Below are 16,258 nucleotides of genomic sequence, written 5' to 3' on the forward strand. Positions count from 1 at the left end.
TTTGTGGAGATAAATCTATTCTATCCGATAAAAAGAGTAAGGAGAGAATGGAGGAATTTTGAGATGAAACAGAAATCACAGTCGTTACAGACGCGCATTCTAGCATCAATGTTAGTCTTCGTCACGTTGCTCATCATTTTGTTTGGAGTAGTGCAATACTTCAGTACGAAGCATTCCGTACTCAGTACGTTACATGCGACGTTAATTGAAGATGGTGAACGGATTAGGAAATCGTTGGATGTCGATGCCTATGCATCCTTCGTAGCGAATCCGTCAAAAAATGAGCAGTATGAGCAGTTTCGTGAATACTTAGATGCATATCGTCAGCAAATCGGTGCGATGTATGTCTACACGATTGCCACAGAGGGCGAGGAAGTCCAAATCATCGTAGATGGTTTGAACGAGGCAGATGCCGCAGAAATCGGTTCTCCGACTACAGCGATGACGTATGAAGGAGCAAAGCCCGCATTCCAAGGTGAGACCGTCGCAACCGATGTCATCGATGATCCGAAGTACGGGAAGTATGTGACGGTGCTTGTCCCGATTAAACAAGGGAACGAGGTAGTTGGGGTACTCGGAATTGATAAAGCTGCTACTGAGGTCTCCGCGATTACAGGAGATGTCTTAAAAGAGAGTCTAGTTCCAATCTTAATCGGTTTACTCGTGCTCCTTGTCGTTTCGGGAATCATCATCTGGCGTTATCTTGGCTGGAAATTGCGTCCGCTCCAAGCATTAGAGCGTGTGGCCACATCCATTGCTGAAGGTGATTTGGCGACAGCGACGACTGCGGTTGAAGGTATTAAGTTAAAATCTAATGACGAAATCAAACGTCTGACGGTGTCGATGGAGAAGATGACACATATGTTAAAAGATTTGATTTCCGGCATTCAAACGTCGGCACAGACGGTACGGGATGAGAGTGGCAACGTTTCAGGTATCTCAGAAGAGGTAAATGATGCCTCTCGCCAAATTGCCTATACGATGGAAGAAATCGCAAGCGGTGTTGAGAATCAAAGTGTCTTGACGATGCGTCTTTACGGACATATGAATGAATTTTCGACACTTGTCGAGCAAACGACATCAGACGGAGAACAAGTGAGTGAACAGGCGGAAGTCGTCAGTCGGGTGACGATGGATGGTCTACGTTACATGGAGAGTGCCGTCAATCAAATGACTCACATTCATGCGCAAGTAAAAACATCACAAGGACAAGTCCGCGACTTTGAACAACAAGCGGACGAGGTGACGGAACTGGTCACGATGATTCGTCAAATTTCACAACAGACAAACTTGCTTGCACTCAATGCAGCGATTGAAGCGGCTCGGGCCGGTGAACACGGAAAAGGGTTTGCCGTCGTCGCCTCGGAGATTCGGAAACTTTCGGATAGTGTCGCTGAGTCTGTCAGTGAAATTTCGGAAATCGTCGGAAGCGTCAAACAAAACTCGATTGCGCTCGGTCAAACCTTTACAGAGAGCATGACGGCTGCAGAGGAAGGGAAAGCGACACTTGAATCGACGAAGCTTGCATTCACTGAAATCGAACAGAGCGTTCGTCACATGCAACAGTTGACGAGTTCGATGCGTGGCCAACTCGATCGAGTGAAGACGAACCAGGATCACATTCAACATGGACTGTCTGAAATTGCTTCGATTTCAGAAGAAAGTACGGCCGGAAATGAGGAAGTGGCTGCTTCGACGGAACAGATGTCGGCGACGAGTGAGACGATGAATCGTCTCGTAAAAGATTTGTCGAGCACGGCAGAGGACATGCAACGAATGAGTCAACAGTTCAAGTTATAAACAGTCTCACTTCAGACAGACCTCTCGTGCGTCCGCTATAATGGGCGCAAGGGAGGTTTTTTCATGCAACAATTCTCTAGTGAACTGACACAGTTTCGGGGAAGTCATTATGACTTCGGACGATTTCAAGGAAAATATATTAAGCGCAGTCAATTGCTCGAAAATCGGACGGATCAGTGGAAACTACGCGTTCCGCGATTTGAGATTGATGCGACTGAGGCGAAGGCTGCCTTCGATGAATTTGCTCCAAAGATTTGGGAGGAGTTGATTGGGTTACAAGATGAGCTGAAGCTGTCGCTCAATGACACGTTACTTCATTTCGGACATTTTCGAGTCAACAATCCAATCAGCGGCTGTTCGATTTTGACGGGGGATAACTTTCTCGTTCGGAATTACGATTATCACCCGATGACGTATGACGGTCGATACAACGTCTTTCAACCGGATGACGGGTATGCGGTCATCGGACCGGTCTCTCGTGTCACCGGACGTATGGACGGAATGAATGAAAAAGGACTTGCCATGGGCTACAATTTCATCAATCGTCGTCGACCCGGGGACGGATTTGTCTGTCAAATGATTGGACGAATCATTCTAGAAACATGTGCGACGGTGGAAGAAGCAGTCGATTTATTAAAAGAGATTCCGCATCGCGGGTCATTCACATACGTCGTCCATGACAAATCATCGAAAACACGTGTAATCGAGGCGACGCCTCGAGACATCCAAGTACGGGAATCGAATATCTGTACGAACCATTTTGAACTACTCCAACACGAGAATCGCTATCATCTTGATGATTCGACTCGTCGCATGATGGAAATCAAAGTCGTGCAACACTTGATTCAAGATGCGGAGAGCGCATTCCGTCTCATGAACGACACCGACAAGGGCGTCTTTTCAGAATTGTACAGGAGTTGGGCGGGAACGATTCATACGGCTGCTTATTTCCCTGAAACGCTCGAGACCTGGTTTGCGCTCGGTGGAGACCGTGACCCGGTCATCTTCGACTTCCAAAAATGGCTCGATGGGGAAGATTTCGATCTTCATGCACTTGACGGTGAATTGGCGACAGATATCGAGTTTGCGAATACGGTTCAACTTTGGCGCTGACGTTTGTCAGTGCTTTTTTTAGGAGAAACGGGAATACCCATTATAGGAGGGATGAAAGATGAAACGATTTGGAATCATACTCATCATGCTGACACTTGTTACACTACTCGGAGGTTGTGTTCCGGGTGACGGGACGTACACGACGGATCCGGCAGGTTTTTTCTGGGGTATTTGGCACGGATGGATTGCACCGATCTCACTCATTTTAGGATTATTCAATGACACATATCGTGTGTATGAAGTGAACAATACCGGCTGGTTCTATGATTTAGGATTTTACATCGCTGTCATCAGTGGATTTGGTGGATTGACGTTGACGCGAAAGAGTCGAGGATGAGTCTGATTATATGAAATGCCTCATGACGTAGGGAATCCAATCCGACGTCCGAGGTATTTTTTTATGTTGTTCAATGTAAGTAAAGGAAACGGTTGAAGAGTTCGATATAATGAGTATGGATGATTTTTTTCGAGTGGAGGTGCCATATGCACTCATATGAGTTTCAAATGTATCGGAATTTTGATGAGCTAGCGATTGACTTGATTGAGTTAGCAAAAGAAATAGTACCAGATAAACTAGTCTATCTCACGTCAATTGAGAATGACACCCAACATATACTCAAACTATCCTCACAAGATTCTCCTATCCTACTTGAAGAAGGCATGTCCTTTGATTTGAAGGATACGGTATGTAATCGAATCGATTTCAATCAACGAGAAGTTTTGATGTATGAAGACATCGAATCGCAGATTGAATCGACGCGACTTCAGTCATTACTGCGCGAAGTGAACATCAAGTCGTATTTGGGAATCCCGATTCTGACGAAGAACGGGGATATTTTCGGTACGCTCTGTGTCGCCAATCATAAAAGCGCCCAGTACGATTCAAAAAGTGTCCGCTTGTTGAAGCGCGTGGTTCGTATGTTCAGTTACTATTTAGAACTTGAACGTCGTGCCTCACGGGATGAATTGACGGATCTTTATAACCGACATTACTTGTCTAACTATTTTGAGACGAATCCGAATCAAGGTGGGGCACTGTTTTTAATTGATTTAGATGGGTTCAAATGGGTGAATGACACATTCGGTCATGATGAAGGGGACCTCGTCTTGAAAGAAGTGGCGCTTCGTCTGAGACGTTTGATGGAGCCGATACCTGATTCGAGAGTGTATCGTTTAGGTGGGGATGAATTCCTTATTAAAATCGCACATGCGTTATCCAAAAAGACTGTCATTGGGTATGCTGAACAGATCTTGTATGTATTGAAAGAATGGGACGACCATCTCCCGTTATCAGCGAGCATTGGCATCGCTCAATATGATTCCGACGAACAGGCGGACCTCGGTCGATTATTGAAAGAGGCAGACATTGCACTGTATCAATCTAAATCGAGCGGGAAGAACACGTACAAGTTTTATAAATAACGTCAGAAGGCTAAACCGATGGATTGCGATTGGTTTAGCCTTCTGTTTTCGCATTCAGCACCAACGAACCGATTGGCGTGAAAGGATCGAATGAAAAACGGGTAGTGATTAAGAGTTCGGTGTGCATCCCGTAACGGCGACCGTATGATAATCACGGGAGTCCGGTCCACGTTGTACCGATACGTCCTTGAATCCGAGGTTCACCGCCGCGGGGATGAATTGATTCCGAACCATCTCGGAGATGTCGTTCCATTCGACATCACCTTTCCCGTCACAGTAGGTGATGACAAAGGTGCCATTCGGTTTCAAGACGCGTTCGATTTCAGACAGAACGGTCGTGACATCTCTCCAGAAATATAGTGTGTGAATGCTGAACACGTGATCGATGGATGCGTCCGTCACCTCGAGCTGATGCAAATCTCCTTGGATCAAGTTGGCCCGTTTTGTATGAATCGAAGCCTGATTGCGCTGTCTTGCTGAATCGATGATTGTTTTAGATCGGTCGATACCCATGACATGTACGTCAGGATGTCGTTGAAGGATGGTTGCCATCGCATCGCCGGCCCCGCACCCGAGCTCTAGAACGGTTGTACCAGGTTGAATGTCTAACTGTTCAATCGTCCATTCGACTTCGACCCGGTGTTGGCGTACCATCTTTTCCCCGATATACTTTCCGACGGGACCCCTTGGATTCTCGTATTGACTGTCAATCCATTTCAGTAGCACTTGTGGTAACACATCATCACCTCACTTCGAAAGTAGCTCGATTGTAGCACATCGATGAGACAAAGGAGTCAACAACATGCGTTCATTTTGGATACTCGGCAACCAACTCTCGCACGAACTTGCGATGCTGAAGGATATGAAAGAAGATGATGTCATCGTCATGATTGAGGCGACGTCGCGCGCGACGTGGCGTCCGTACCATAAACAAAAGCTCGTCCTCATCTTCTCTGCGATGCGACACTTTGCTGAAGAATTGCGCGATAAAGGATACACCGTGGATTATCATGAGGCGGATTCGTTCCAAGAGGCATGGGACAATCATGTGAAACAGTACACTCCGGACGAAATTCATGTCACCGCCGTCACGGACGAACCGATGGCGAAAAAACTGAAACAATTTGGGAAGAAGCATAAACTGATCGAACATACGGATGTCCCGCTCTTCTACTTATCAAAAGAGGAAGCGACCGAGACGCTCGGGAATGAGCCGTGGCGGATGGATCGTTTTTATCGTCACATGCGGAAGCGATTCGATGTCTTGCTCGAAGAGGGGAAGCCACGTGGCGGGAAATGGTCGTTTGATGCGGATAACCGAAAACCGCCGAACGAAGGACTATCGTTTCCATCTGCCATCCATTTCCGTCCAGATTCGATCACGAAAGACGTTATCGAAAAAGTCGAGTCGACGTTCTCGGAACATCCGGGGGAGGTGACCTCGTTCCATTGGCCGGTCACACATGCCGAGGCGAGACGTGCGCTAAAACAGTTCGTAGAAGAACGACTTGAAACGTTCGGTCCGTATCAAGATGCGATGATGACGGATGAACCCGAGATGTCACACAGCCTGTTGTCGGCTGCCATCAATATCGGTTTACTGACACCGCGAGAAGTTGTTGATGCGGCATGTCAGGCGGATGCACCGCTATCGTCGATTGAAGGATTCGTCCGGCAAATCCTCGGTTGGCGAGAGTACATGCGCGCCGTCTATCTTTCTGTCATGCCCGGTTATGAAGACGTGAACACGTTCAAGCATGAACGCGACTTACCGTCCTTCTTCTGGGATGCGAAGACGGAGTTGAACTGTCTGCATCAAAGTTTGAAACCGGTTGTCGCACATGCCCACAATCATCATATCCAGCGACTGATGGTGCTCGGAAACTATGCGACATTGTTTGAAATCAATCCGAAGCAGACGAGCGACTGGTTTAACGAGATGTATATCGATGCCTATGACTGGGTCGTCTTACCGAACGTACTCGGGATGGCTCTTCATGCGGACGGCGGAAAGCTCGCCACAAAACCGTATGTCGCTTCCGGAAAATATATCGACCGGATGAGTGACTACTGTCGGGATTGCCCATACAACCCAAAACATACAACAGAAGACGACGCCTGTCCGTTCAACGCCCTCTATTGGCGGTTCATCGATCGTCACGAAGAACGATTCTCGAAAAACCAGCGGATGAAGATGATGGTCCGTAATTGGCAGGGACGGGATAATGACGTGAAAGCCGACATCTTAGCGAAAGCCGAACAGACATTGACCGACTCCCCGTGAATCGGTTTTTTTACGTTCTCTTCATGAAACTTAGCAATTCCTTTATCATAGCTTTACAATCATTCGTTACGATAAGAGCTGTGAGACCCCCTCACTCCAAGTGAATAGTTACCGGTAGAACCTTTGAGAGACCAACAGAAGCCCGTACGTTGATGACGTGTCGTTTCTGTTGGTCCTTTTTTGAAGAGAGGATGATTCAAGTGAATGATGCGATTGCACGGATCGGACAAGAACGGATGATTGCCTCCATCAAAAGTCCAAAACAAATCGAGGCGTTTTTACGGACGGATGTGACGACGACGTTTCTCATGATGGGAACGCTCAGTACGCTCGACCGCTATGTGGCGCACTTAAAGCGAGAGAATCGAACGGTCTTCCTCCACGCGGAGCGAATCAATGGAATCAGTCTCGATCGGGACGGGATCGATTATCTTGCCAAACGTGTCGGTGCCGATGGGATTGTCACGACGAAAGCATCCGTGCTCCAGCATGCGAAGCGAGCGGGGCTCTTGACGGTACAACGACTCTTTCTCGTCGACTCGGACGCGGTCACGAGCGGACTCAAGCTCGCAGAGGCGCAACAACCGGATGCGATTGAACTTATGCCGGGTCTGATTCCGAGCGTGGTCGAGAAGATTTCCCAGGAAGTCTCCTTTCCGATTGTGACGGGTGGCATGATTCGTCAACCGATTGATGTGCATCGCGCCCTCGATCATGGGGCATTCGCCGTATCGACCGGGGATGAACGACTTTGGAACGTACAAAGTCAGAAGGAGGAATTAGCATGAAATCGATTCAACTACAACAACTGACAAAATCATTCGGGGAGACGGAAGTCATTCGAGGGATTGACGTGACGATTGAAGCAGGAGAGTTCTTCGCACTCGTCGGTCCGTCCGGCTGCGGGAAGAGTACGATGCTTCGGATGATAGCCGGGCTCGAATCCATCACAAGCGGAACGCTTCGCATCGACGGTGTGGCGGCGAACGGGATGAAGCCGAGTGAGCGTCACTTGTCGATGGTGTTCCAAAACTACGCCCTTTACCCACATATGACGGTGGAGAAAAATATCACGTTCGGTCTACATACGAAAGGACTGACGAAGCTTGAACAGCGGGAGCGTTGCCTACAGGCAGCGGAAACACTCGGGCTCACCGATTACCTGAAACGGAAACCGCGTGAGCTATCTGGAGGTCAGCGACAGCGTGTCGCCTTGGCACGTGCCATCGTGACTGAGGCACCGATTTGCCTGATGGATGAGCCGCTCTCGAACTTAGATGCGAAGCTACGGGCAAAGATGCGTTCAGAGATTCGCCAGTTACAGCGAAAACTCGGATTGACGATGATTTATGTCACTCACGACCAAGTCGAGGCGATGACGATGGCGGACCGCATCATGCTCCTCAATGAGGGGGAAGTGCAACAAGTCGGAAAGCCGCTCGACTTATATAACAAACCGGCGAATACGTTCGTCGCTTCCTTTATCGGTTCACCTCCAATGAACCTAGTTGAGGTCACGCGACAAGAAAAAGGCTGGATGGCATCGGACGGTCGCATCTTCCACCCAAATGCCTTGACGGAAGTATCACAGGCTACACTCGGTGTCCGTCCTGAGCAAATCAAGCCAGCGGACAAAGATGTGACATTTTACGCAGAACTGAAAAATATTGAAGTGCTCGGGACCGAGACGATTCTCGCCTTTGACGTCGGAGGGAACGAATGGTTGGCAAAATGGCCGGGACAATGGCCGCTCACGGTCGGCGAAAAAGTAGCGTGTTATGTGGATTCGAAACAGATGTCGCTATTTGATACGAACGGACAGCGCATCGAGCCACGACAACCGAAACTATTTGAGGCGTTGGAGGTGTTCCAATGACGGTCGCCTTACCGAGAGAGAAAGCCCGGACACGGCTATCTGACGCGGCGAGCGGTCTGTTGTACTTGTCTCCGTCTATCATCTTGTTCGGTGTCTTTCTCGTCTATCCGCTGTTGCGAACGATCTATTTAAGCTTTTTCCGGACCGACACACAGGGGACACCACTCGAATTTGTCGGAGTCGGTCATTACAGCACGCTGTTCACGAGTGCCGCATTTTGGCAAAGCATTCAGGCGACAGTCGGATTCGTCCTTTTGACGGTCCCGCTCACGATTCTCATTGCGCTCGGTCTCGCACTCCTCGCCAATGAGAAACTGAAGGGCATTGGCATCTTTCGAACAGCGTTCTCGGCGACGATGGGGATGAGCGTCGCGGCGTCATCGGTCATTTGGATGTTCATGTACAATCCGTCAATCGGTATTTTCAACCGGTTCCTCGAGGCTGTGGGGGCAAGCGGTGTACAGTGGCTCCTCGATCCACAATATGCGCTCCTTTCCGTGTCACTTGCGACCGTTTGGATGAACATCGGCTTTACGTTCTTGATTCTACTTGGCGGTCTGCAAAACATCGATCGGACGTTATATGAGAGTGCGGACATTGCCGGAACGAGTTATTGGACACAGCTTCGGGCGATCACCATCCCGATGTTGTCGCCGACACTTTTCTTTGTCGGGATCATCTCGCTGATCAACGCCTTCCAGACGTTTGGACAGATTGATTTATTGACGAAAGGTGGACCGACGAATGCGACGAATGTCATCGTCTATGCCATCTACAAAGATGCGTTCATCAACTATAACGTCGGCAGTGCCAGTGCCCAGGCCGTGCTCCTATTCATCGCCGTCCTTTTGTTGACATGGATCCAATTTAAATTGGTTGAAAGGAAGGTGCATTACCAATGAGACTACGGAATGTTGGCGTCTATGTCTTACTCGTCTTGAGCGCCATCGTCATGCTGTTTCCAATCGCCTATGCGTTTTCGATCAGTCTGATGGACGGGAAGGAGGTGCTCCAGGGACATCTCCTTCCACGTGAACCTTCATTGGAAAACTATGTGGCCGCGTTCGAACGCATCCCGATGATGACGTACCTGCTCAACAGTTTGATTGTCGCGCTCCTCGTGATGGTCGGACAGGTCGTATTATCGAGTCTTGCAGCATTCGCGTTCGTCTTCATCGACTTTAAAGGAAAAGGGCTCATCTTTATGCTCTTCTTGGCGACGATGATGGTGCCATGGGAAGCGACGATGGTCCCGAACTTTTTGACGATCCAGTCGCTCGGCTGGCTGAATAGCGTCTGGGGACTGTCTGTGCCGTTCTTCGCACTTGCGTTCGGGACGTTCTTACTTCGGCAACAGTTCAAAACGATTCCGTATGAAATGTACGAGGCGTCCCAAATTGCCGGGATCAGTCGCTTCCGATTCTTTTGGAACGTCGTCTTGCCGGTATCGAAGACACCGCTCGTCACATTGTCGGTGTACAGCTTTTTGACGACTTGGAATATGTACTTATGGCCGCTTCTCGTCACGAACACGGAACAGGCGCGGACGGTCCAAATCGGCATCAAACAGATGCAGTCGAACGAAGTCGCCTCGGATTGGGGCGTCGTCATGGCAGCAGTCATCTTGATTATCATTCCGACACTTGTATTGTTGTTCGCAGGACAAAAACACTTGCAAGAAGGATTGACGCAAGGCGCTATCAAATAATAGGGGGATATGACAAATGAAAAAGTTAGGATTATTCGCAGGGTTGGCAAGTTCGGTGTTATTACTCGGGGCATGTGGCAGTGAAGAAGCGGCACCAGTCGCGGCGACGACAGAAGACGGAAAGACAGAGGTCGTCTTTTGGCATGCGATGAGTGGGGACTTGGAGACGGCGTTAAACAGTCAAGTCGATGCGTTCAACGCTTCGCAAGACGACTATGAAGTCAAACCGGTCTTCCAAGGAACATATGAGGAAGCGTTGACGAAATTCAATGCGGTCGCCGGTTCGGAAGACGCGCCAGCCATCATGCAGACGTTCGAGGTCGGGACGAAATACATGATCGATTCGAACAAAATCACACCAGTTCAAGAGTTCATCGACAAAGAGGATTTTGACACGAGCGTATGGGAAGAGAACATCTTGAGTTATTATCAGGTCGATGGGAAGCAATACTCGATGCCGTTCAACTCCTCGACACCGATCCTCATCTATAACAAAGAGGCGTTTGAAAAAGCAGGGCTCGATCCAGAGAAAGCACCACGCACATATGACGAGTTGAAAGAGGCGGCGAAGAAGTTGACAACGGACGGTCAGACCGGCTTCACGATGCTCAACTACGGTTGGTTCTTTGAACAGCTCTTGGCCGCACAAGGTGGACTGTATGTCGACAATGACAATGGACGAAGCGGAGACCCGACGAAAGCCGTGTTTGATGGCAAAGAAGGACAGAACGCGTTCAATCTCATCAAAGAGATGTACGATGAGAAGACATTCCTAAACGTCGGTCAAAACTGGGACGACATGCGCGCGGCATTCCAATCTGGAAAAGTTGCCATGTACCTTGATTCGTCAGCAGGAATCCGTACGGTAGCAGACAACGCGGACTTTGAAATCGGCGCATCGTACTTACCGGTACCGAATGAAGCGGAGCGTCAAGGCGTCGTCATCGGCGGGGCATCGCTCTGGATGGGTGATGGCATTGCCGAAGAGACGAAAGAAGGCGCATGGGAGTTCATGAAGTATGTCGCTTCAACGGAAGCGCAAGCACAGTGGCATGTTGACACAGGCTACTTCGCCATCAATCCGGAAGCATACAATGAACCGATCGTAAAAGAAATGTGGGCGAAATATCCACAACTGAAAGTGACGGTCGACCAACTCAGTGAGACGAAACCATCACCGGCGACACAAGGAGCGCTCATCTCGACGTTCCCGCAATCACGTCAAAGTGTCGTCAACGCGATGGAAAGTTTGTATCAAGGGGTGTCGGTCGAAGAAGCATTGAAGCGTGCGGCCGATGAGACGACTTCCACCTTGGGGCAGTGACATGTTGATTTACGCACATCGCGGCTATAGCGCCAATTACCCGGAAAATACATTGTCCGCGTTCGAGGCAGCTCTTCCCTATGTGGACGGAATCGAGCTGGACGTACAGCTATCGAAGGACGGGCGTCTCGTCGTCATTCATGACGAAACCGTCGACCGGACGACAAATGGAACGGGATGGGTGAAAGACATGACGCTTCAGGAGTTGCGCCAGTTGAAGATCGACGGCTATGAACGCATCCCAACGTTAGAAGAGGTGCTCGGACTGATTGAACGAAGCAACGTCACCCTGAATATTGAATTGAAGACGGATCAATATGCGTATCCAGGGATCGAACGTCTCGCTTGGTTTGCTGTTGACGAGTTTGAACTCGGTGACCGTGTCGTATTCTCCTCGTTCAATCGTGAAACACTCGTCCTCATGCGGGATGTGGCACCTGTCGCCCGGCTTGCGGTATTAACACTCACGGGTGAGTCGGATACTGTCTCGTTCGCTGAAATGATTCGGGCAGAGGCGATTCACGCCCAGCCTGCATTTATCGGTTCGAAAGCATGGGATCAGATACAACAGACGACGCTCGAGACACGGCTCTACACGATTAACGATGTGAAGGACCTGCCCCTGATAGCGGTTTCGGCCATCATGACAGATGAGGTTGAACGGTTTACAAAATGAGTACAACAAACCCCGCTTTCACTTGAGGCGGGGTTTGTTCATGTCATGATCGGTTGTGGTGTGTCATAGGTCGAGACAACAACTTGATTGCGCCCTTCATGTTTTGCTTGATAGAGCGCCGAATCCGCAAGATCGACCATCCGCTTGATGGGAAGCGAGGTCCCGTGTGCGACCCCGACAGACGTCGTGATTTGAATCGGTGGAAAATCGTTCAAGTGGAATAGTTCAGCAGCAATCCGTTCTCGTATCCGGTTGGCCACTTTGTCTACCTTCTCTGGCGTCAAATCGTACATCAAGATGACGAATTCTTCGCCACCGATTCGTGCGACAGTGTCATGGGCACGCGTCTCGACTTTTAAGATGTTGGCGAACTGTTGTAAGACGAGATCACCGTTTCCGTGACCATATGTATCGTTCACATGTTTAAAATGATCGATATCGAGCGCGAGTACATTGTACGTCCGATTCTCTTGCCCGATGGAAGCCGTATATCGATCCCACACACGTCGATTGTATAGACCGGTCAAATGGTCTCGTTCAGACGACTGTTTGTACTCGATGGCACGGCGGGTCGTCTGTTCTAAATCGATGGTGAGGATACTCGAGAGTAGACCGACGAGCATGCCAATCATCCAAATGGACAAGACGAGGGATACATAGGCTGTGCTCCAACCCATATTGATATAGACGGCAATCGAAATAATGAAGAGCGCCCATACGTTCAAAAAGATACTCTGTAAGAAGAGTCGCTCCCGAAGCAGCCGATGAATCCAGAGCATCCCGATGCTGACGATGAACGTCGCGATAAACGCAATCACGGCCTGCTCGGTCATTCCGAACAAGAATCGTGTACTGGCGATGACAAGTGTCGCAATGAATAAAGGAAAACGAGCACCATAAAAAGCAAGCAACACGAGCGGTAAGTGACGTAAATCCACACGGACCATATCGTTAGCTTCTACGGCGTTATACATCAAAAACAGACCGAGTGCACCGGCGAGTATTCCAATCACAGAACTACGAAGACGGTACGAATTAAAAAGCGAAGAATGATAAATCTTCGAGATGATATAAAATCCGGTGAATGCGACACAAGCATTGAGCAACAAGACGGTGAGCGTCATTCCTTCACGACCTTTTCGATAGACTATACATTAACGGTAGCAGTCTTCAAATAATTGTCAATCTGAAGGTGTGTAAATGTTCATTATCTTTTCACGCTTTCTTCTTTGTTCCTCGAAACGCAAAAAACATAGCGATGCCAATTCCAATGCCGAGCCACCAATTATCGAGGGTGAGCCCGAAAACGACGGCGAATACAACGGCGACGGGAATCGATAAGTAGCCACGTTGTTTCATCTTCATTTCCTCCTCTCTTCGACACTTCTTTATTCCCAAAAGGTAGACACTTCATTCTCAAATTGAGGTAAGACAAAAACGTTCGACCGAGTGAACTACTCACCACTTATTTGCTTCACAAATTGAAGTGGGAGCTTCTTAGGAAGACCGTACTTTTATTAGCCACGATTGTTTACCAAGCTCGTCGGGTGGTTCCCACCCTGAAGGAATTCGTTTTAGTTTGCCAACATCAACAGGTTGATGCTCGCGTTGATGTCACGGTCATGATGCGCGCCACAGGCACACGTCCATTCACGGACATCCATCGCCTTCTTCTCGCCTTTTACACCGCAAGTGGAACAGATTTGAGTGGATGCGAACCATTGATCCGCCTTGATGAGCGTCCGTCCGTAGAAGTTTGACTTGTATTCGAGTTGCCGGACGAACTCGTACCAACTGACATCTGCAATCGATTTGGCGAGCTTATGGTTTTGCATCATGTCCTCCGACTTCAATGTCTCCACGACGATGACTTGGTTCTCGTCAACGATCCGTCTCGACAGTTTGTGAAGGAAGTCCTTGCGTTGGTTGGCGATCTTTTCGTGTTTCTTGGCCAAAAGTAATTTGGCTTTTTCACGATTCTTGCTTCCGATCTTCTTTCGCGACAGCGCCCGTTGCGCCTTCTTGACCTTCGCCTCGGACTTACGAAGGAGACGTGGGTTTTCGATTTTCTCCGAGACCATCGCATCGTTCGTCATGACGGCGAAGTGCTCCAAACCGAGATCGATCCCGACCTTGTTCTCGGCTGGGATCCATGGTGCATCGTCCTGTTTGACGAGGAGGGAGATGAAGAACTTGCCCGTCTTGGTCATCGACACCGTCGCCGACCGGATGACGCCCTCAAACGAGCGATGTTGTTCGAACTTCACGAAGCCGATTTTAGGAAGTCTCACCTTGCCGTCCTCGATGCGGATCGTGCCGTGCTGGTTGTTCGTCGTGTAGGAGGCGCGCGACCGCCGTCTCGATTTGAAGGCCGGGAAGCCGCCCGTCCCGGCGAAGAACTTCGCGAACGCGGTGTCGAGATTCAGCTTCGCGTTCGCGAGCGCGAGACTGTCCACCTCGGCGAGGAACGGGAACAGGGGCTTGTAGGAGGCGGGTGTCGCCGGTTTCCGTCTCGTTCCACTCCCCGCTTTCGCCTCCTCGCGGATGGCGATGCGGTCCTCGAGCAGCTTGTTGTAGATGAACCGGGCGCAGCCGATCGTCTTGATGAGGAACTCGGCCTGTGCCGGCGTTGGGTGGAGCCTATATTTATAGCCTTTCAGCATGTCCGTCCATCCTCCCTTCAGAAGATCATGATGTGTCCTCCTCATCCAATACCCATGGAAGGAAGGGAGAATCTGACGGAATCACGAACTTTTGTTCGTCACATCTGTCACAGGGGGAGAAGAGTTTTGGACCGGGCGATTCATCTCCCACCTACGCTGGGCTACGCCCCGAGACGCTTAGAGGAGGGAAAATTCTCGCCTGATTTAGTTAAATCAGTCGAACGAAACCGAATGTTTAGGGGATGGCAGCAATGGACAGCTCTGTCTGGTATGAAGCTCGATTGTAAAGGTGGTGCCTTCTCCGTATACCGAGTCCGCATGAATTACCCAACCGTGGGCTTCGGCAATTCGTTTGCAGATTCGTAGACCGAGACCTGTTCCTTTTATGGCTTGGTGGGCGGCGGATTCGACACGGTAATATTCATCAAATACGTAGGGAAGTGCTTCTTCTGGAATCCCAATCCCGGTATCGGATACAGATAAAGTTACCGTGCCAGCACTTTCAAATACGCTCGTATGGACCGTCCCGCCATCAGGAGAGTACTTGATGGCGTTACCAATGAGGTTATGGAGCAATTGCCGTAACTTTTCTTCATCTGCTTGAATCAAGACATCATTCGTTTCAAACGTCACCGTATGAAGCGAGGAGGTCGTCTGATAGCTCGACATGACATCCTCTAAAAGAGGACGGAGTGCGAACGTCGTCACGGTCAGTTGATCAGCCGTGTATCGTTCTTTTTGATAATCGAGGAAGTTATCGACGAGCCGCTCCAGCCGTTCCGATTCTTGTTTGACTTGTGTTAGCATCTGATACGATTTTTCCGAACCTTGATGGCGTGTCATGAGTAGCTCCGTATATCCATGGATGGCAGTCAATGGCGTGCGGAAATCATGAGACAGTTCGGCAAGGAAACTGTCTTTACGTTCTTCGAAGCGGACGGCTTCCGTTTGGTCGCGCCACATGATGAAAACGCCACGTGGTGTCCGCGTGAAGTTGAAAATCAAATGTAGCGTCTTGTCATTAGAACGCAGACGACGTGAAGTCATCCTTGGATCCGTTTCGGTCGCACATTCGAGCAATTCCTGGATGAGGTGCATGACTTGTGCGGAATCCGCCCCATGCTGTTCCAACGTGGTATATACATAACGAGTCAATGTTTCCAATGTGTCAAAAGATTGTGTTGTCATAGAAGGGTACCATTGCCGAAGAGAATCATTCGAATACAGACGACATCTTGAGAAATCGATATAACACATCGCATCCTGTACTTCTTCCACGATGGAAGCGATGGAGAACGTATGGCGTTGCTGTTTTTGACGAGCGGAGCGTTTCTGCCTAATCCTATGGAATCGGCGCATGGACCTACCTCCTCGCGAACATTTGTACATGCA

General features: G+C 49.4%; 16 protein-coding genes. 11 read left to right on the forward strand and 5 right to left on the reverse strand.

From position 1 onward, the window contains the following. Positions 1–63: 63 nt before the first annotated feature. The 4 genes from KNO61_RS09485 to KNO61_RS09500 all read left to right on the forward strand — a co-directional run bounded on the left by KNO61_RS09485 (position 64) and on the right by KNO61_RS09500 (position 4,335). Positions 64–1,800 (forward strand): methyl-accepting chemotaxis protein, encoded by a 1,737-nt coding sequence (locus tag KNO61_RS09485; RefSeq protein WP_214687540.1) that lies wholly within the window; start codon positions 64–66, stop codon positions 1,798–1,800. A 63-nt stretch (positions 1,801–1,863) separates the two neighbouring features. Next, complete coding sequence (locus tag KNO61_RS09490; protein ID WP_214686248.1) at positions 1,864–2,913, forward strand: C45 family autoproteolytic acyltransferase/hydrolase; 1,050 nt, start codon at positions 1,864–1,866, stop codon at positions 2,911–2,913. A gap of 58 nt (positions 2,914–2,971) precedes the next feature. Continuing rightward, a complete protein-coding gene (locus KNO61_RS09495) occupies positions 2,972–3,250 on the forward strand; it encodes a hypothetical protein (RefSeq protein ID WP_012727334.1) in 279 nt (92 codons plus the stop codon). A gap of 146 nt (positions 3,251–3,396) precedes the next feature. Continuing rightward, on the forward strand, positions 3,397–4,335 hold the full coding sequence (locus KNO61_RS09500; RefSeq protein WP_078147644.1) for a sensor domain-containing diguanylate cyclase: 939 nt from the start codon (positions 3,397–3,399) through the stop codon (positions 4,333–4,335). A gap of 108 nt (positions 4,336–4,443) precedes the next feature. On the opposite strand, the gene KNO61_RS09505 is transcribed toward KNO61_RS09500, so the two are convergent. Further along, positions 4,444–5,073 carry a class I SAM-dependent methyltransferase gene (locus tag KNO61_RS09505; RefSeq protein WP_214873052.1) on the reverse strand — a complete coding sequence of 210 codons (630 nt, stop codon included), beginning with the start codon at positions 5,071–5,073 and terminating at the stop codon, positions 4,444–4,446. Between the two features lie 64 nt (positions 5,074–5,137). Between KNO61_RS09505 and KNO61_RS09510 the strand changes: the two genes are divergently transcribed. The 7 genes from KNO61_RS09510 (at position 5,138) to KNO61_RS09540 (ending at position 12,203) form a co-directional block, all read left to right on the forward strand. Further along, positions 5,138–6,619 carry a cryptochrome/photolyase family protein gene (locus tag KNO61_RS09510; RefSeq protein ID WP_214730244.1) on the forward strand — a complete coding sequence of 494 codons (1,482 nt, stop codon included), beginning with the start codon at positions 5,138–5,140 and terminating at the stop codon, positions 6,617–6,619. Positions 6,620–6,810: 191 nt separating this feature from the next. Then, positions 6,811–7,407: a glycerol-3-phosphate responsive antiterminator gene (locus tag KNO61_RS09515; protein WP_214687532.1), complete on the forward strand. Its 597-nt coding sequence runs from the start codon at positions 6,811–6,813 to the stop codon at positions 7,405–7,407. Next, positions 7,404–8,495 carry an ABC transporter ATP-binding protein gene (locus tag KNO61_RS09520; RefSeq protein WP_214687531.1) on the forward strand — a complete coding sequence of 364 codons (1,092 nt, stop codon included), beginning with the start codon at positions 7,404–7,406 and terminating at the stop codon, positions 8,493–8,495. The genes KNO61_RS09515 and KNO61_RS09520 overlap by 4 nt, the downstream gene beginning before the upstream one ends. Continuing rightward, the gene (locus tag KNO61_RS09525; protein WP_214757963.1) at positions 8,492–9,397 is read left to right on the forward strand and encodes a carbohydrate ABC transporter permease; all 906 of its coding nucleotides are present in this window, start codon (positions 8,492–8,494) and stop codon (positions 9,395–9,397) included. Before KNO61_RS09520 ends, KNO61_RS09525 begins: the two co-directional genes overlap by 4 nt. Then, the gene (locus KNO61_RS09530; RefSeq protein ID WP_214757961.1) at positions 9,394–10,203 is read left to right on the forward strand and encodes a carbohydrate ABC transporter permease; all 810 of its coding nucleotides are present in this window, start codon (positions 9,394–9,396) and stop codon (positions 10,201–10,203) included. Before KNO61_RS09525 ends, KNO61_RS09530 begins: the two co-directional genes overlap by 4 nt. Positions 10,204–10,219: 16 nt before the next feature. Further along, on the forward strand, positions 10,220–11,527 hold the full coding sequence (locus tag KNO61_RS09535; protein ID WP_214873054.1) for an ABC transporter substrate-binding protein: 1,308 nt from the start codon (positions 10,220–10,222) through the stop codon (positions 11,525–11,527). Position 11,528: 1 nt separating this feature from the next. Further along, positions 11,529–12,203, forward strand: a complete 675-nt coding sequence (locus tag KNO61_RS09540) for a glycerophosphodiester phosphodiesterase (protein ID WP_168169875.1) — start codon at positions 11,529–11,531, stop codon at positions 12,201–12,203. Between the two features lie 38 nt (positions 12,204–12,241). On the opposite strand, the gene KNO61_RS09545 is transcribed toward KNO61_RS09540, so the two are convergent. From KNO61_RS09545 to KNO61_RS09560, 4 genes are all read right to left on the reverse strand, one after another. Then, a complete protein-coding gene (locus KNO61_RS09545) occupies positions 12,242–13,327 on the reverse strand; it encodes a GGDEF domain-containing protein (RefSeq protein WP_078147635.1) in 1,086 nt (361 codons plus the stop codon). 91 nt (positions 13,328–13,418) lie between these two features. Next, positions 13,419–13,562 carry a hypothetical protein gene (locus KNO61_RS09550; RefSeq protein ID WP_026825140.1) on the reverse strand — a complete coding sequence of 48 codons (144 nt, stop codon included), beginning with the start codon at positions 13,560–13,562 and terminating at the stop codon, positions 13,419–13,421. A gap of 215 nt (positions 13,563–13,777) precedes the next feature. Continuing rightward, positions 13,778–14,866: an IS200/IS605 family element RNA-guided endonuclease TnpB gene (gene tnpB, locus KNO61_RS09555; protein WP_078147634.1), complete on the reverse strand. Its 1,089-nt coding sequence runs from the start codon at positions 14,864–14,866 to the stop codon at positions 13,778–13,780. 213 nt (positions 14,867–15,079) lie between these two features. Then, positions 15,080–16,225, reverse strand: coding sequence for a sensor histidine kinase (locus KNO61_RS09560; protein WP_214757951.1), 1,146 nt, complete (start codon positions 16,223–16,225; stop codon positions 15,080–15,082). Positions 16,226–16,258 lie beyond the last annotated feature (33 nt).

Source organism: Exiguobacterium sp. s140 (genome assembly GCF_018617035.1).
Classification (GTDB): domain Bacteria; phylum Bacillota; class Bacilli; order Exiguobacteriales; family Exiguobacteriaceae; genus Exiguobacterium; species Exiguobacterium profundum.

Excerpts from the sequence above, each read along its gene's own strand:
- KNO61_RS09485 (WP_214687540.1), top strand. The coding sequence starts at position 64 with ATGAAACAGAAATCACAGTCGTTACAGACGCGCATTCTAGCATCAATG.
- KNO61_RS09490 (WP_214686248.1), top strand. The coding sequence starts at position 1,864 with ATGCAACAATTCTCTAGTGAACTGACACAGTTTCGGGGAAGTCATTAT.
- KNO61_RS09495 (WP_012727334.1), top strand. The coding sequence starts at position 2,972 with ATGAAACGATTTGGAATCATACTCATCATGCTGACACTTGTTACACTA.
- KNO61_RS09500 (WP_078147644.1), top strand. The coding sequence starts at position 3,397 with ATGCACTCATATGAGTTTCAAATGTATCGGAATTTTGATGAGCTAGCG.
- KNO61_RS09510 (WP_214730244.1), top strand. The coding sequence starts at position 5,138 with ATGCGTTCATTTTGGATACTCGGCAACCAACTCTCGCACGAACTTGCG.
- KNO61_RS09515 (WP_214687532.1), top strand. The coding sequence starts at position 6,811 with ATGATTCAAGTGAATGATGCGATTGCACGGATCGGACAAGAACGGATG.
- KNO61_RS09520 (WP_214687531.1), top strand. The coding sequence starts at position 7,404 with ATGAAATCGATTCAACTACAACAACTGACAAAATCATTCGGGGAGACG.
- KNO61_RS09525 (WP_214757963.1), top strand. The coding sequence starts at position 8,492 with ATGACGGTCGCCTTACCGAGAGAGAAAGCCCGGACACGGCTATCTGAC.
- KNO61_RS09530 (WP_214757961.1), top strand. The coding sequence starts at position 9,394 with ATGAGACTACGGAATGTTGGCGTCTATGTCTTACTCGTCTTGAGCGCC.
- KNO61_RS09535 (WP_214873054.1), top strand. The coding sequence starts at position 10,220 with ATGAAAAAGTTAGGATTATTCGCAGGGTTGGCAAGTTCGGTGTTATTA.
- KNO61_RS09540 (WP_168169875.1), top strand. The coding sequence starts at position 11,529 with ATGTTGATTTACGCACATCGCGGCTATAGCGCCAATTACCCGGAAAAT.
- KNO61_RS09545 (WP_078147635.1), bottom strand. The coding sequence starts at position 13,327 with ATGACGCTCACCGTCTTGTTGCTCAATGCTTGTGTCGCATTCACCGGA.
- KNO61_RS09550 (WP_026825140.1), bottom strand. The coding sequence starts at position 13,562 with ATGAAACAACGTGGCTACTTATCGATTCCCGTCGCCGTTGTATTCGCC.
- tnpB (WP_078147634.1), bottom strand. The coding sequence starts at position 14,866 with ATGCTGAAAGGCTATAAATATAGGCTCCACCCAACGCCGGCACAGGCC.
- KNO61_RS09560 (WP_214757951.1), bottom strand. The coding sequence starts at position 16,225 with ATGCGCCGATTCCATAGGATTAGGCAGAAACGCTCCGCTCGTCAAAAA.